Origin of the sequence: Corallococcus macrosporus DSM 14697, assembly GCF_002305895.1 — a bacterium.
Taxonomy (GTDB): Bacteria; Myxococcota; Myxococcia; order Myxococcales; family Myxococcaceae; genus Myxococcus; species Myxococcus macrosporus.
Map to the genome: position 1 here is coordinate 1,439,095 of NZ_CP022203.1, position 14,986 is coordinate 1,454,080.

The following is a 14,986-nucleotide window of genomic DNA, read 5'->3' on the forward strand; positions in this document are numbered from 1 at the left end:
GTCACCACGCGGTGTGACGGTAGTCCTTGAAGAAGTTGCCCCAGACGTAGTCGCCGCTGTTCTCCATCGCCATGACGGGGTCCACCACCCGCGCGGCCCCGTCGACGATGTCCAGCGGCGGCTGGAAGTCCAGCTCCTGCACCTTGCGCTCGGCGTGCTGCGCCGGGTCCTCGTCGGTGACCCAGCCGGTGTCCACCGCGTTCATGTAGATGTTGTCGCGGGCGTAGTCCGGCGCGGCGGTCAGCGTCATCATGTTGAGCGCCGCCTTCGCCATGTTGGTGTGCGGGTGTTTGTCCGTCTTCGTCCCGCGCGAGAAGCTGCCCTCCATGGCGGAGACGTTCACCACGTGGCCCGGGGACGAGCGGTCCCGGAGCATCAGCGGCTTGAGCTTCCCGCAGAGGATGAAGGGCGCCACCGCGTTGATGAGGTGGACCTCCAGCATCTCCGCCGTCTGGACCTCGGCGAGCCGCAGCCGCCACGAGTTCACCTCGCGCAGGTCCACCTGCTGCATGTCCGCGTCCAGCCGGCCCTGGGGGAAGAGGGCGCGCACGTCGCCCTCCTGCTCCAGCGCGTAGGGCAGCATGGACAGCGCGGCGGACGAGTGGATGCCCAGCGCCGGGTCGCTGCTGCGCCACGTGGTGGCCAGCTCGGAGCCCCCCGCGGTGCTGCCCGGGCCCAGGGCCGCGGTGGGCTGCACCGTGGCGATACAGGCGTCATGGCCCGCGAGCAGCGCGCGCGCCGCGGCGGGCAGGTCGTCCGCGCGGCGCAGCTCACCGGGCAGCAGGTGGCCGTAGAAGCCCGGGGGCCGGCGCACCGTCTGCGCGGCGTTGTTGATGAGGATGTCCAGGCGGTCGTGCGTCTGCTCGATGTACTTCGCGAACAGCTCCACGCTGGGCGCGTGCCGCAGGTCCAGGCCGTGGATGTGCAGCCGGTGCGACCAGTCCGCGAAGTCCGGCTCCAGGAGGTAGCGCTTCGCGGCGTCGTTGGGGAAGCGCGTGGTGGCGATGACGCGCGCGCCGGAGCGCAGCAGCATCAGCGAGGCCTGGAAGCCAATCTTCACCCGGGCGCCGGTGATGAGCGCGACCTTCCCGCTCAGGTCGGCGCGCTGGGTGCGCTTGGCGTAGTTGAAGTCCGCGCATTCGATGCACATGGCGTCGTAGAAGAAGTGCAGCTTGCGGTACTCGGCCTTGCAGACGTAGCAGCGGCGGGGCTGCTCCAGGACGCGCTCCGGCCCGGCCTCCGTGGGCGGCGGCGCGGGCAGCGCCGGCACCGTGAAGATGGGGGAGCGGCGCAGGGTGCGAATCTCCGTCGTGTTGCGGATGGCGCGATCGTGCTCGCGCTTCGTCTTCTTCTTGTCCCGCCGCAGCGCCTTCGCCATCCGGGACTTGGTGTCCCGGTCCGGGTGCACCACGCGGCCCGCGGCGCTCAGGAACGCGATGCGGTCCTCCTCGGGGAGCCCCGCCAACAGGAAGCGGTCCACGCTGATGGCCTCCAGGAGCTGGGTGACGCGGCGGACCTCGTCCAGGGACAGGGAGGCGGCGGGCAACGCTTCGGGGGAAGGATTCGGAGCAGTCTCGGCGAGCTTCATCTCCCCCGCTGCATATCTTCCAGAGGGGGCGGGTGGAAAGAGGGGCGGGAGGACGGGGCCCGGCGGGTGGGGAGGCGGCCACCCGGGCGCCGGCTCCAGGGACGCGGTGGGCTGCCGGGCCGGGACACCTCGCGGGGGGGCCGTCTCCGGCGGGCCATCCCGCGCCGCGTGCGGGCCTTCCGTTCCGCTGCATGTGACAAGGGCCGCTGCGATGGCACGAATTGCCCACTCACACGGAGCCCCACGCAGGCGAGCGCACCGTGGCCGACGTTGAGTGTGCCTTCGCTCCTCCGTACCGTGTCAGGTCCATGCGCCGTTGGCTTCCGCTCGCTCTGCTGCTGCCTGGAATCGCCTGCACGCCGCCTCCCGGCCCGGAGGACACCTCGCCCGACGCCTCCCTGGCGGGCCTGCCCGTGCCGTCCGCGGCGGATGGGCACGGTGAGCCATCGAGTGCACCCCTGGCTGTTTCAAGCCCGGGTCCACTGCCTGGGGCCTCTCATTCCGCGGCCTTGTTCGAGGCCTGGCAGCGCACCGCGGCGGAGGCGGGGACGGACGGCGGCGTGGCGGGCACCGCGGAGGCGGCGCTGGCTCCACCGCCCTTGCCCGCGCCTCACGACGCGACGGCCGAGGACGCGGCAGTGGCGCGCGGTGAGGTGCCCGCACTGAGCATCGACCCCGCGCTGGACGACCTTGCCCAGCCCGAGGAGGAAGAGGCCGCGCCGGACGCCGAGGCGCTCCCCCTCCCCGAGCAGCTCACCGTCATTCCAGACGAACTGCACCCGGGCGAGGAGCTGGTGCTGGGGCCAGACGGCGAGCCGCTCGAGGACATGGGGCTGGTGCTCGAGGACGTGGAGCCCGGCGCGGAGCCGGTGGGCGTCGACGTGGACGCGGGGACGGACCTGGCGCCCCATGCGATTCCCTTCGCGCCGGACGCGGGCTCGCTGCGGGTGCGGCGCTCCATCGTCGTCCGCCAGGAGCCTCGGCGGGACGCGCCGCCGGTGGGCACCGTGGCGCAGGACATGCGCGTGCGTTGGCGGGGGGACACGGCGATACGGGGACCGGACTGCGAGGCCTGGGTGCAGATAGAGCCGCGCGGCTGGGTGTGCGAGCGCTACCTGGAGCCCAACTTCCGGGAGCCCCGCGTGCGGGAGCTCCCGAAGCTCCGCGAAGGCGAGCTCACGCCGGGCATCTACGCCCGCGTCGTGGGCAAGCGCGTGCGCGCCTATCCCAGCCTCAAGCTGGCCCGCGCCCGGCGAAGGGGCGTGCTGTTGAAGGGCTCCGTGTCGGTGCAGCTCCGCGGGCAGGTCCGCATCCGGCGCAAGACGTACTGGCGCACCACCGACGGCCAGTACCTGGAGGCGCGGGTGCTGCGTGAGTACCGGCCCTCCTCCTTCGAGGGCGTGGACGCGGACGCCATCGCCGAGCTGCCGCCGACCTTCGCCTGGGCCCAGTCCCGCACCCGGCCCACCGCCCACGTGGAGGTGCGGGCGGCCCCGGACGCGCGGGCCGCGCGCGAGACGGTGTTGCCGCCGCGCACCCTGGTGGCCGTGAAGGCGCTGTCTGACGACGGGCACTGGGTGAGCATCGCGGAGGACCACTGGGTGGCGCGGGACGACCTGCACGTCGCCTGGTTCTCCCACGCGCCGCCGCAGGTGGAGCCCGGGGCCCGCTGGCTGGACGTGGACCTGGATGCGCAGGTGCTGGTGGCCTACGAGGGCGAGCGGCCGGTGTACGCGACGCTCATCTCCTCGGGGAAGCAGGGCACGGACACGCCGGAGGGCCTGTTCCGCATCTGGATAAAGTTCGCGGAGGCCGACATGACGGGCAGCGGCACCGCGGGCAATGAGACGTACCGCGTGGCCACGGTGCCCTGGACCATGTTCTTCCAGGACGACTACGCGCTGCACACGGCCTACTGGCATGACCGCTTCGGCCAGCCCATGAGCCACGGCTGCGTCAACCTGTCACCCAAGGACGCCCGCGCCCTCTACGCGTGGGCCGCGCCGCAGGTGCCCGTGGGCTGGTCCATGGTCCACGCGACGGAGGACGCGCCGGGCTCCTGGGTGCGCATCCGCGGCCAGGCGCGGCCCACGGGCAAGGCGCGCAAGGTGGCGGTCGCCGCGACGCGGGTGGGGGCGCCGTAGCGCTCAGCTCACCACGGACACGGTGACGCGGCGGCGGTGCGGCGAGGTCCGGTGCTCCCAGACGTAGACGCCCTGCCACGTCCCCAGGTCCGCGCGGCCGTCCTTCACGGGGATGTTCAGCGCGTTCTGCGTGAGCACCGTGCGCACGTGCGCGGGCATGTCGTCCGGCCCCTCCGCGTCGTGGACGAAGAGCGGGTCCCCGTCCTTCACCAGCCGCGAGAAGAAGGACTCCAAGTCCCCGCGCACGTCCGGGTCCGCGTTCTCACACAGGAGCAGGGACGCGCTGGTGTGGTGCAGGAAGACGGTGCACAGCCCCTGCCGGGCGCCGCTCTCCGCCACCGCCCGCTGGACGTCCGCGGTGATGTCGGTGAAGCCGCGGCCCCGGCTGGCCACCGTGAGCTCCTTCGCGTGGAACATGGCGTCAGCGCCCTCCCAGCCGCGCGGCGAGGAAGGCGGCCAGGGCCTCCAGCTCCTCGGTGACGAGCGCGTGCGGCATGTCGTAGGCGTGGAAGTCCACGGTGAGGCCCGAGGACACGAACACGTCCCGCAGCCGCTCCGCGTTGGCCAGCGGCAGCAGCGGGTCCTGTCGCCCGTGGGCCTGGAACACCGGCAGCCCCGTGCGGGCCTGGGCCTTGGCGCGCCACTCCGGCTCCGAGGTCAGCGTGCCGGACAGGATGCACAGCCCGGCGGGCGGCTCATCCAGGCGCAGCGCCACGTCCGTGGACACCATGCCCCCCTGGCTGAAGCCCCCCAGCACGACGCGCCCATAGGGCAGCTTCATGGCGGCGCAGAGCGCGTCCACGGTGCTCATCAGCGCCCTGCGCGCGGCGGGCATGCCCGGGGGCACGTCGCGCGCGAACTGCTCCCAGTCACGCTGCTCCCCCCGCATCACCGCGTCAGGCAGGGGGAACCACGCGCGCCCGCCATAGCCCCACTCCAGCGGCGCGCCGGGGAAGATGAAGCGCACGCGGTCGGCCAGGGCCGGCTGGAAGGCCATCAGCTCCGGCCCCACCGGCACCAGGTCGGTGGCGGGCGCGCCCAGGCCGTGGGAGAGCACCACGGCCAGCTCGGGCGACGCGCCCTCGGGGAGCGCGTCGATGATGTGGCAGTCCAGCTCCCCCAGCCGGGTGGCGACGTGGCGCAGGGCGCGTTCCATCGTCACTTCCCGGCGCCGGCGGGGGCCTGGTCGCTCATGACAATCTTCTGGATGACCACCGGCTCCTGCGGCCTGTCACGCCCGTCCCGCGGCACGTTGGAGATCTTCTCCACCACGTCATAGCCCGACACCACCTCACCGAAGATGGTGTGGCGGTTGTTGAGGTAGTTCGGCGTGGACGTGGTGATGAAGAACTGGCTGCCGTTGGTGCCGGGGCCGGCGTTGGCCATGGCCAGCAGGCCCGGCTTGTTGAAGGTCCGGCCGCTCTGGAACTCGTCCTCGAAGCGGTAGCCCGGGTCGCCGCGGCCGGTGCCCGTGGGGTCACCGCCCTGAATCATGAAGCCCGGAATCACCCGGTGGAAGATGACGCCGTCGTACAGCGGCTTGCCCTCCACGCGCTGGCCCGTCTTCGGGTCCGTCCAGGCCTTCTCGCCCGTGGCCAGGCCCACGAAGTTGGCCACCGTCTTGGGGGCGTCCTTGGAGAAGAGCCGCACGGTGACGGCGCCCTGGTTCGTCTCCAGCGTGGCGTAGAGGTCCTGGCCGGCCTGGACCTTCTGGGTCCACTCGCCGGAGGCGGCCTCTGCCGGGGGCGCCGCCTGGGGCTGCGCGGGCGGCGTGGCGGGCTTCGCCGGGGCCTGCGCCGCGGGCGGGGGCGTTCCTCCCATGGACTCCTTCTTGTCGGAGTCCTTGCAGGCGGTCAGTGTGAGGCAGAGGAGTACAGTCGTCAGGATTTGGGTCCGCATGGGGCGCGGACCTTAGCCCATTTCCAATGGATTCCAGGGGCTTACGGAGGGGACCGCGCCGCTCTGTCCTCTACTGACAGTGGAAATCGACACGGCCCGCGAGTCTGGACGCAACAATTCGTCAGGATCGCGGATGATCCAGCTAGAGCTTCGAGTAGCCACTCTAGAATTCCTGGAGCACACCCCATGGCGCCTCCCATTCGCCGTAACGAGCCCCGTCCCGTCCCGCCGCCTCCTGTGACGGCGCGCCCGACGCCGCCCCCGCCGCCGCCTCCCCCGGCCCCGGCGAAGCAGGAGGACCGCTTCGAGGCCGCGCACAACGTGGTCGGCCAGTTCGCCAACGGCGCGAAGATCGCGTCCGACAGCGTCGCCGGCACCCAGGTGCGTGAGGGCACCGGCCCCCGCCGCTTCGGCAACACGGCGCTGCCGGGTGGCAACGGCTCCATCGTGGAGGGCACCAACACCCGCCTGTCGCGCGGCGCCGGCGCCGTGGGCCTGGCCGCCAGCGTGTCGCAGCTTCCGGGCGCGGGCTACCTGGCGGCGCGTGATGTGCGCGACGCCTTCCGCAACCCCTCCGGTGAGAGCATCAACAAGGCGGCCGGCTCCGTCGCGAGCCTCGCCTCCACCGGTCTGAACGTGGTGAAGGGTGGCCTGGAGGTCGCGGGCAACGTCAGCAACTTCCGCGCGGCCACCAACGCGGCCCGCACGGCCTTCCAGGCCGCGGCTCCCGAGGCGCTGCGCACGGGCGCGGGCGCCAACCGGGTGGTGGGCGCCGCGACCGACGCCGCCCTGGCGGGTGGCTCCCGCAACGTGGTCCGTGGCGCCGCCGCCGCGGTCGCGGAGGAGGGCGCCGAGCGCGCCGCTCGCCTCGCGGGCAACGCCGCCCGGGGGGCGCTGCGCAACGGCGGGACGGCGGTGGCTCGCGCCGCGGGCCGCTTCGCGCCGGGCCTCAACGTCGCCATCGCCGTGGCGGACACGGCCGCCGCCGTGAGCACCATCCGCGACCCGAACGCCTCCACGGGCAAGAAGATCACCTCCGGCATCACGGCGCTGGGCTCCATCGCCGCGGCCACCAACATCCCGGTGGTCAGCCAGGCCGGCGCGGTGGTCTCCACCGTGTCCAGCTTCGTCGGCTCGTTCTTCTAGGAAGCACCGCGTCGTCAGTTCCAGCGCTCCGGGGGGCTTCGGTCCTCCCGGAGCGTTGTGCTATCCGAGGGGGCACGGAGGCAGGACCATGACGACCCACGATGATTCGCAGGGCGGTCGCAAGAATGCCCGTTCGCTGGCCGAGCTTCACGCGCTTGGCATCATGAAGAAGATGCCGGCGGCGCTGCAGCTCGACAGCACCGAGCCCGTGGAGCTTCCGAAGGTGGAGGCGCCGTCGCTGGAGGGGTTGTCGGTGGCGCAGCTCGCCCCCGCCCCGCTGACGGAGGAGGAGCTCGTCGAGCGCTTCGACGCGCTCCGCCGCGAGCACGCCGATGTCCGCGAGCGTCAGCCGGGCGAAGAGGTGGCGCTCGAGGACGACGTGCTGCTGGACGTGCTCGGCTTCGCCAACAACCGGCTGATGCCCTTCTCCGCGCGGGAGAACTGGTGGGCGCGCGTGGCGGCGGACCCGGTGCTCCCCGGCTTCTTCGAGGCGCTGGTGGGCGCGAAGGTGGGCCAGTCGTTCGGCATCGAGCTGACGCTGCCGGACACCTATCCCGTGGAGGCGCTGCGCGGGCAGCAGGCCCGCTTCCTCCTGGAGGTGAAGGCGGCGAAGGCGCTGAAGCTGCTGGAGGATGACGCCCCGGAGCTGCTGGCCCGGCTGGGTGCGGGCTCCATCACCGACGTCATGCGCAGGCTGGGGGATGAGCTGGCCCAGGAGCGCAACGCCGAGGTGGACCGCCTCACCCGGGAGCGCGTCATGGACGTGCTGGTGGAGCGCACGCCGGTGGAGCTGCCCTCGTCGCTGGTGGACGAGGAGCTGCGCCGCCGCTGGGCGGAGGCCGAGCGGCCCATCCTCCAGCGCAAGGACTTCCAGCCGGACGAGCTGCAGGAGGCGCTGGAGGGCTGGCTGAACGACCCGCTCACCCGCGCGGACGCGGTGTACCGGCTGACGCTGGGCCTGGCCCTGCGCGCCATCGCGGAGCGGGACGGCATCCAGCCGGACCGGACCGCCACGGAGGCCATGCTGGCGGACCTGGCGGACTTCACGGGCGTCAGCCGGGAGGCGCTGGGCGTGGCCGTGAAGGAGGACGCCGCGCTGGCCCGCCGCCTGTACGAGATGGCGCTGCGCTTCTCCACCATCGACCATGTGATGAAGAAGGTGACGCTCACGCCGCCCGCGGCGTGAGGCTCAGCGCGTCTCCAGCGCCAGCGCCACCATCACCTCGGTGACGTCACCGGGGTGATAGCGGACCAGGCCCGGCAGGCCGCGCAGCGCGGCCTCCGCGTGGTCCATGTCGTCCAGCCGCACCACGCGCGCGCCGGGCACCTCCGCGTCCACCGCCGTCACCATGCCGTCCGCGAGGTAGCCGTAGCGCTCGCGCAGGTAGCGCTGCAGCGGATACAGCGTGGAGACGCGCGACAGGCGCGAGGTGGCCAGCGACACGGTGGGGATGTCCGCGGGGTAGGGGTACCGCGCGATGAAGGCCCGCCGCTGGGGATAGGACAGCTCCTCCACGGAGCGGGACACGCCGTGGAACAGCAGCGGGAAGGCGAAGTCGATGAGCCGCCGGAGCTGGGGCGTGGTGGCCAGGTCGTGCGCGATGGATGACCCGCCATACGGCGCCTGCAGCGTCACCACCGCGCGCACCACGTGGCGCAGCTCCGGGTAGCGCGCCAGCGTGGCCGTGCACTCCACGCCGCCCTTGCTGTGGCCCACCATCACCACGGTGCGGCCGAAGTACTCCGCGTCGCGCAGCACCTCGCGCAGCACCGCCACGTTGTCCGCGAGCAGCCCCTCGGTGTCCACCGCGGCCTCGCGCACGTCCAGGCCCCGGCGCTCCAGCCGCTGCACGTTGTCCAGCAGGTAGCCGGGCAGCTCGTCGCCCAGCATGCCGCGCACCAGCACGTACTGGTGGCGCTTCGCCTCCTCCGGCAGCACGGGCAGACCCTGCCGCACGCGCGCGAGCAGCGCGCGGAAGCGCGGGGTGAGGTCCTCTTCGGGGAGGGACGAGGCCGCGTGTTTCAACCAGCCGGCCATGCCCGCGCAGCCGGGACCCCACCAGCGCTCGGCGGGCGGCAGGCCACGCAGGGTGCGGGTGAGCCGGTGGATGGCGCCGGGCGCCGGTGCCGTGGACTGCGGACGGGGAGGTTCCAACTGCGGCGGCGTCATCTCTTAAGTGAGCGTAGCGGGAAGCGAAAGCCGGATGCCAACACAGCCTCGAAATGCCGCGGGCGAGACTTGCGCGCGGACGCGCTGCTGGGCCCGTGATAAGAAGTCAGCGGACGGGAGGATTCCGAAGCTGACCACCGGACAGGAATGGCTGGTTGACGCCAGCGGCTGCTTGCCTGGCAGCCTCAAGGACGCGGCGGCGCTGGCGGCGCTCTTCGAGGCGCTCATCGTCGTGCTGGACCTGAAGGTCGTGGGCCAGCCGCAGTGGCACGTGTTCCCGGAGCCTGGCGGCATCACCGGCCTGACGCTGCTGGCCGAGAGCCACCTGGGCATCCACACGTTTCCGGAGCACGGGTTCGCCGCGCTCAACGTGTACTGCTGCCGTGAGCGCCAGCGCCCGGACTTCGAGGCGCTGCTGGCGCGTCACCTGGGCGCGACGTCGTGCGTGGTGCGTGAGCTGAAGCGGGGGGTGACGGCGTGACGCAGGGGAAGTGTCCATCATGCGGCGCGATGGTGGAGTTCACCGCCGGTTCGGCGCAGGTGGTGGTGTGCGCCTACTGCCAGACGGTGGTGGCTCGCAAGGGGCTGGACTTCGAGTCCCACGGGAAGATTGGCGGCATCGTCCCCACCGACTCCCCGCTGCAACTGAGGGCGGAGGGGCGCTACCAGAAGGTGGCGTACACCATCGTCGGTCACCTGCAGAAGGACCATGGCGCGGGGCCGTGGGACGAGTGGTACGTGGAGTTCGCGGACGGCCGCACCGGCTGGCTCAGCGAGTCCGAGGGCGTCTTCCACCTGATGTTCGACATGGGCGTGGAAGAGGGCGTGGCGCTGGAGGACCTGCACCCCGGTGAGCGGCTGCACCTGCGCGAGCGCGCGTGGATCATCGAGGAGCGGGGGCACGGCCGCGTGGTGGCCGCCGAGGGCCAGCTCCCCAGCGACGTGGACCCCACGCAAGACGCCTGGTACGTGGACGCCACGGGCCCCAAGGGCGCCTTCCTCACGCTCGACTTCGGCACGCGCGGGCACTCCCCCGAGGCCTTCATCGGCGAGGCGCTGAAGCTGGAGCAGCTCGGCATCCCCGCCGGGCAGCTCCGCCCTCGCGTGCGCAAGGTGGCGCTGCAGCAGGCGCGCTGCACGCAGTGCAACGGCAACCTGGAGCTGCGCGCGCCGGACAAGTCGCTGCGCGTGGCGTGCCCCTACTGCGGCGCGCTGCTGAGCGTGGAGAAGGGAGGCCTGTCCTTCCTGCGCCTGCTGGAGAAGCCGGAGCGCCCGCCCACCATCCCCCTGGGCACCAAGGGCAAGCTGGATGGCGCGGAGTGGATCTGCATCGGCTACCTGGAGCGCTCCTGCACCGTGTATGGCGTGCGCTACCCGTGGGAGGAGTACCTCCTCTACAACGCGTCACGCGGCTTCACCTGGCTGATGGACTCCAACGGGCACTGGGTGTTCCTGAAGCCGGTGCCCGCCGGTGAGGTGTCGGTGGCGCCTGGCGTCGCCGCCTTCCACGAGCACCGCCGCTACAAGTGCTACCAGCAGGTCACCGCCGTCACGGAAAAGGTCCTGGGGGAGTTCTACTGGAAGGTGCACGCGGGCGAGTGGGCCCACGCGACGGAGTACGTCGCCCCGCCGTACTCGGTGAACGTGGACGCCACCGACGACGAGGTGTCGTACACGCTGGGGGAGTACCTGGAGCCCGACGTGGTGAAGGAGGCCTTCGGCTTGAAGGAGCCGATGCCTCCGCGCGAGGGCATCGCCCCCAGCCAGCCCAACCCGAACAAGGCCGGCCTGCGCTCCGCCTTCATCTGGACGGGCATCTGGGTTCTGGCGTTGTTCGTGCTGGCCGGCGTGCTGTCCGCGACCGCCAGGAATCAGGTGGTCCTGGAGCAGCCCGTGGTGGTGCCGCCGGGGACCGCGCCGGGTACGCCCGCGGCCATGCACTTCAGCGAGCCCTTCGAGCTGCCCGAGCGCGGCAACATGAAGGTGGAGGTCCAGGCCGCGCTCGACAACGACTGGCTGGGCATCCAGGGCGACCTGGTGAACCAGGACACGAGCGACGTGGTGAGCTTCTACGAGGAGCTGAGCTACTTCCGCGGCCGTGACATCGACGGGAACTGGAGCGAGGGCAGCACCTCCGGCAGCGCCTACCTGTCGCCGTTGCCCGCGGGCAGGTACGTGCTGCGGACGACGGCGGCCTTCGACGTGAAGCCGAACCGGAAGATGCCCATGACGTACAACGTGAAGCTCACCCACGACGCGCCCGACTCGGGCTGGTTCTGCTTCGCGCTGGTGCTGCTGGCGCTGGGGCCCGTGGTGGCCATGTACCGCTCGCACAGCTTCGAGACGCGGCGCTGGGCGGACAGCAACGTGGGGGAGTGAGTCGTCATGCGTGACGGAGGCGCGTCATGAAGTGGTTTGGTGGGCTGGTGCTGCTGGGCTACGCGGCACTGACGATTTCAGGCTGGTCCCCCTTCACGAAGGAAGCGCGGGACAAGGTACCGGGCAACGTCCGGCGTGGGCCGGGCGGCGTCCTGCTGTGGACTGGCGGCTACATGGGAGGGAAGTGATGTTGTTACTTGGCGTGGTGGTCAGCGTTCAGGGTGTGCTGGCGAGCATCATCTACTCGCTCATCGGTCTGGCGGTGTTCGTGGCGGGCTTCTACGTCATCCGCCTCATCATGCCGTTCGACGTGCACAAGGAGCTGGAGGCCGACCAGAACACGGCGGTGGGCATCGTCATCGGCTCCTTCATCATCGGTCTGGCCATCATCGTGGCCGCGGCCATCAGCGGATGACTCCGAAGTGAAGTGACGCCGTGAACAAGACGCTGCTGTACATCTCCGTCATCGTCATCGCGACGTGCGGGCTCATCTATGAGCTCGTCGTCGGGGCGCTCGCGAGCTACCTGCTCGGGGACTCCATCACCCAGTTCTCCACCGTCATTGGCGGCTACCTGTTCGCCATGGGCATTGGCAGCTACCTGTCGCGCTACATCGAGCGCGGGGTGGCGCAGCGCTTCGTGGAGGTGGAGCTGGCGGTGGCGCTGCTGGGCGGCATCTGCGCGCCGATGCTGTTCCTCACCTTCACGCTGACCAGCCTGTTCCAGGTGGCGCTGTACGGCAGCGTGATTGCCATTGGCGCGCTGGTGGGCATGGAGATTCCCCTCCTGCTGCGCATCCTGAAGGACCAGCTCAAGTTCAAGGACCTGGTCAGCCAGGTGCTGTCGCTGGACTACGTGGGCGCGCTCGCGGCCAGCCTGGCCTTCCCGCTGCTGCTGGTGCCCAAGCTGGGCCTGGTGCGCACGTCCCTGCTGTTCGGCGTGCTCAACGCCGGGGTGGCGCTGTGGAGCACCTGGCTGCTGGCGCCGCTGCTCGGCAACCCGCTGCGCCTGCGCGTCAAGGCGGTGGGGTTGACGGTGCTGCTGCTGGTGGGCTTCGTCATGGGGGACCGGCTCACCACCTTCTACGAGGACCAGCTCTACGCGGATGACGTGGTCCACGCGTCCAGCTCGCCCTACCAGCGCATCATCCTCACGCGCGGCAAGCGGGGCTTCTCGCTGTTCCTCAACGGCAACCTCCAGTTCGCCAGCCTGGATGAGTACCGCTACCACGAGTCCCTGGTGCACCCGGCCATGGTGCGGGCGGGCAAGGTGGAGAACGTGCTCATCCTGGGCGGCGGGGACGGCCTGGCCGCGCGCGAGGTGCTGCGCTACCCGGAGGTCCGCTCCGTCACCCTGGTGGACCTGGACCCGGCGATTACCGGGCTGGCGACGAACTTCGAGGAGCTGGTGAAGCTGAACCGCCACGCCCTGACGGACCCGCGGGTGCGGGTGGTCAACGGGGACGCGATGCAGTTCCTCTCCGAGAGCACCGCGCGATACGACGTGGTGGTGGTGGACTTCCCGGACCCGAACAACTTCGCGCTGGGCAAGCTGTACACCACGGGCTTCTACAAGCTGCTGAAGAAGCGCATCGCGCCAGAGGGCGTGGCGGTGGTGCAGAGCACCAGCCCGCTGTTCGCCCGGCGCTCCTTCTGGTGCGTGGAGACGACGCTGCGGGCCGCGGGCTTCTGGACGGAGCCGTACCACGCGCTGGTGCCTTCGTTCGGCGAGTGGGGCTACGTGCTGATTGCGCACGAGGCGCCCGGCCGGCAGCGGCCGCTGCCCGAAGGGCTGCTCTTCCTGGACGACGCGACGATGGCGTCGCTCACCCAGTTTCCCCCGGACATGGGCCCCCTGCCCACGGAGGTGAACCGGCTGAACAACCAGGTGCTGGTGCACTACTACGAAGCGGAGTGGCAGCGGTGGAACTGACGCGGCGGGAGCTGGTCGCCGCGTTCCTGGGTTCCGCGGTGGCCGCCAGCGCGTGCCGCAAGGCGCGTCCGCGAGCGCGGGTGCCGGGCGCGGTGGTGGACAAGGCGGTGGAGGTGGGGCACCAGCTTCGCGGCGGGCCGCTGCCTCGCGCGGACCTCGTGGAGCCCGTGGAGGTGCTGGTGGTGGGCGCGGGCGTGGCGGGCCTGTCCGCGGCCTGGCGGCTGGCGGGCGCGGGCGTGCGAGGCGTGCGCGTGCTGGAGCTGGAGGCGGAGCCCGGCGGCACGTCCCGCTCCGGGCGCAACGCCGTCACCGCGTACCCGTGGGGCGCGCACTACCTGCCGGCGCCGCTGGAGGACCGGGGCCCTGTCGTCCGGCTGCTGCGGGAGCTGGGCGCCGTGGCCGGCGTGGATGACGCGGGCCGGCCACACTATGAGGAGTCGCTGCTCATCCACGAGCCGGAGGAGCGCTTCTTCTACCGGGGCCACTGGTACGAAGGGCTCTACCTGCACGCGGGCGCCAGCGCGGAGGACCTGCAGGAGCTGCGGCGCTTCGAGGCGCGGATGAACGGCTTCGCCGCCGCGCGGGACGCGAAGGGGCGCAGGGCCTTCGCGGTGCCCTCCGGCCTGTCCAGCGACGACGCGGAGTGGACGGCGCTGGACGCGCTGAGCATGGCGGCGTGGCTTGCGCGCGAGGGCTTTCGTTCGCCGCGGCTGAAGTGGGTGGTGGACTACGCGTGCCGCGACGACTTCGGCACCACCGCCGAGCACGTCTCCGCCTGGGCCGGCATCTGGTACTTCACCGCGCGGCAGGACGGGAACGGGGAGCGCAGCGAGGGCTACCTGAGCTGGCCCGAAGGCAACGGCCGGCTGGTGCGGCAGTTGGTGTCCGCGCTGCCGCACGGCGCGGTGGAGCGCAACGTGCTGGTGCACACCGTGGCGCCTGTGGAGGGGGGCTGCCGCGTGGACGCGCTGGAGGCGGGCACGGGCAGGCCCCGGGCCTTCCTGGCGAAGCAGGTGGTGCTGGCGTGCCCGCGCTTCATCGCGGCGCACGTGGTGGCGCCGTGGCGGCGCGAGCGGCCGGCCTGGCTGGGAAGCTTCACGTATGGGCCGTGGGTGGTGGCGAACCTGACGCTGTCCTCGCCGCCGCGCTCGCGGGGCTTCCCGCTGGCCTGGGACAACGTCTTCTATGAGAGCCGCAGCCTGGGCTACGTGGTGGCCACGCACCAGACGCTGCGCCAGGACGAGCAGGGCCCCACGGTGCTCACCTGGTACCTGCCCATGGACGGCGCGGACGTGAAGGCGGAGCGGGAGAAGGCGCTGTCGGCCAGCTACGCGGACTGGGAGGCGCTGGTGATGGCGGACATGCTGCCCGCGCACCCGGGCATCGCCGAACAGGCGCGGCGGCTGGAGGTCCAGCGCTGGGGCCACGCCATGGTGCGGCCGTCGCCGGGCTTCATGTGGGGTGCGGCGAAGCAGGCCGCGGCGGAGAGCCTGGGGCGCTCGCTGCACTTCGCGCACTCCGATTTGGGCGGCATGGGCCTCTTCGAGGAGGCGAACTGGTTCGGCGTGCGGGCCGCGGAGCGCGTGCTGGCGGAGCTGGGCCGGCGCGAGGCGAGCTGGCTCTAGCCCGCCTGGCGGTGCCCGCCTGGAGGACAGGGGGCGCTGTCGGGTCGCATGCATATCTCCCTCCTCGAGGAGGCCGGGTGCGTCCGCGCCCGCGCGCCCCAAG

General features: G+C 71.7%; 14 protein-coding genes. 9 read left to right on the top strand and 5 right to left on the bottom strand.

Annotation, left to right across the window (positions count from 1 at the left end):
- Position 1: 1 nt before the first annotated feature.
- Entirely contained in the window at positions 2-1,588 is a 1,587-nt protein-coding gene (locus tag MYMAC_RS06060) for an SDR family NAD(P)-dependent oxidoreductase (protein WP_095957388.1), read from the bottom strand.
- A gap of 509 nt (positions 1,589-2,097) precedes the next feature.
- Between MYMAC_RS06060 and MYMAC_RS06065 the strand changes: the two genes are divergently transcribed.
- Positions 2,098-3,732 (top strand): L,D-transpeptidase family protein, encoded by a 1,635-nt coding sequence (locus tag MYMAC_RS06065; RefSeq protein WP_239989369.1) that lies wholly within the window; start codon positions 2,098-2,100, stop codon positions 3,730-3,732.
- A 3-nt stretch (positions 3,733-3,735) separates the two neighbouring features.
- Here the strand turns inward: MYMAC_RS06065 and MYMAC_RS06070 are convergent, their stop codons facing one another.
- Genes MYMAC_RS06070 through MYMAC_RS06080 form a run of 3 tightly spaced genes read right to left on the bottom strand, consistent with a single transcriptional unit; the run spans position 3,736 to position 5,631 of the window.
- Positions 3,736-4,149: a secondary thiamine-phosphate synthase enzyme YjbQ gene (locus MYMAC_RS06070; protein ID WP_013935645.1), complete on the bottom strand. Its 414-nt coding sequence runs from the start codon at positions 4,147-4,149 to the stop codon at positions 3,736-3,738.
- A gap of 4 nt (positions 4,150-4,153) precedes the next feature.
- A complete protein-coding gene (locus MYMAC_RS06075) occupies positions 4,154-4,888 on the bottom strand; it encodes an alpha/beta hydrolase (protein ID WP_095957389.1) in 735 nt (244 codons plus the stop codon).
- A 2-nt stretch (positions 4,889-4,890) separates the two neighbouring features.
- Positions 4,891-5,631 (bottom strand): peptidylprolyl isomerase, encoded by a 741-nt coding sequence (locus MYMAC_RS06080; RefSeq protein WP_095957390.1) that lies wholly within the window; start codon positions 5,629-5,631, stop codon positions 4,891-4,893.
- A 186-nt stretch (positions 5,632-5,817) separates the two neighbouring features.
- On the opposite strand from MYMAC_RS06080, the gene MYMAC_RS06085 reads away from it, so the two are divergent.
- Both MYMAC_RS06085 and MYMAC_RS06090 read left to right on the top strand, forming a co-directional pair.
- Positions 5,818-6,777: a hypothetical protein gene (locus tag MYMAC_RS06085; RefSeq protein WP_013935642.1), complete on the top strand. Its 960-nt coding sequence runs from the start codon at positions 5,818-5,820 to the stop codon at positions 6,775-6,777.
- A gap of 88 nt (positions 6,778-6,865) precedes the next feature.
- Entirely contained in the window at positions 6,866-7,963 is a 1,098-nt protein-coding gene (locus MYMAC_RS06090; protein WP_095957391.1) for a trigger factor, read from the top strand.
- Positions 7,964-7,966: 3 nt separating this feature from the next.
- Here the strand turns inward: MYMAC_RS06090 and MYMAC_RS06095 are convergent, their stop codons facing one another.
- The gene (locus MYMAC_RS06095; protein ID WP_239989370.1) at positions 7,967-8,932 is read right to left on the bottom strand and encodes a lipase family protein; all 966 of its coding nucleotides are present in this window, start codon (positions 8,930-8,932) and stop codon (positions 7,967-7,969) included.
- A gap of 187 nt (positions 8,933-9,119) precedes the next feature.
- Between MYMAC_RS06095 and speD the strand changes: the two genes are divergently transcribed.
- From speD to MYMAC_RS06120, 6 genes are read left to right on the top strand one after another with little or no spacing between them, the layout of a single operon-like run.
- Positions 9,120-9,428 (top strand): S-adenosylmethionine decarboxylase, encoded by a 309-nt coding sequence (gene speD, locus MYMAC_RS06100; RefSeq protein WP_043709127.1) that lies wholly within the window; start codon positions 9,120-9,122, stop codon positions 9,426-9,428.
- Positions 9,429-9,457: 29 nt separating this feature from the next.
- Complete coding sequence (locus MYMAC_RS06105; protein WP_239989371.1) at positions 9,458-11,326, top strand: DUF4178 domain-containing protein; 1,869 nt, start codon at positions 9,458-9,460, stop codon at positions 11,324-11,326.
- Between the two features lie 26 nt (positions 11,327-11,352).
- Complete coding sequence (locus MYMAC_RS37150) at positions 11,353-11,514, top strand: hypothetical protein (RefSeq protein ID WP_013935637.1); 162 nt, start codon at positions 11,353-11,355, stop codon at positions 11,512-11,514.
- Positions 11,514-11,741, top strand: coding sequence for a DUF350 domain-containing protein (locus MYMAC_RS06110; protein WP_002635242.1), 228 nt, complete (start codon positions 11,514-11,516; stop codon positions 11,739-11,741). The genes MYMAC_RS37150 and MYMAC_RS06110 overlap by 1 nt, the downstream gene beginning before the upstream one ends.
- A 20-nt stretch (positions 11,742-11,761) precedes the next feature.
- On the top strand, positions 11,762-13,258 hold the full coding sequence (locus MYMAC_RS06115; protein ID WP_095957394.1) for a polyamine aminopropyltransferase: 1,497 nt from the start codon (positions 11,762-11,764) through the stop codon (positions 13,256-13,258).
- The gene (locus MYMAC_RS06120) at positions 13,249-14,883 is read left to right on the top strand and encodes an FAD-dependent oxidoreductase (RefSeq protein ID WP_204817417.1); all 1,635 of its coding nucleotides are present in this window, start codon (positions 13,249-13,251) and stop codon (positions 14,881-14,883) included. The genes MYMAC_RS06115 and MYMAC_RS06120 overlap by 10 nt, the downstream gene beginning before the upstream one ends.
- Positions 14,884-14,986 lie beyond the last annotated feature (103 nt).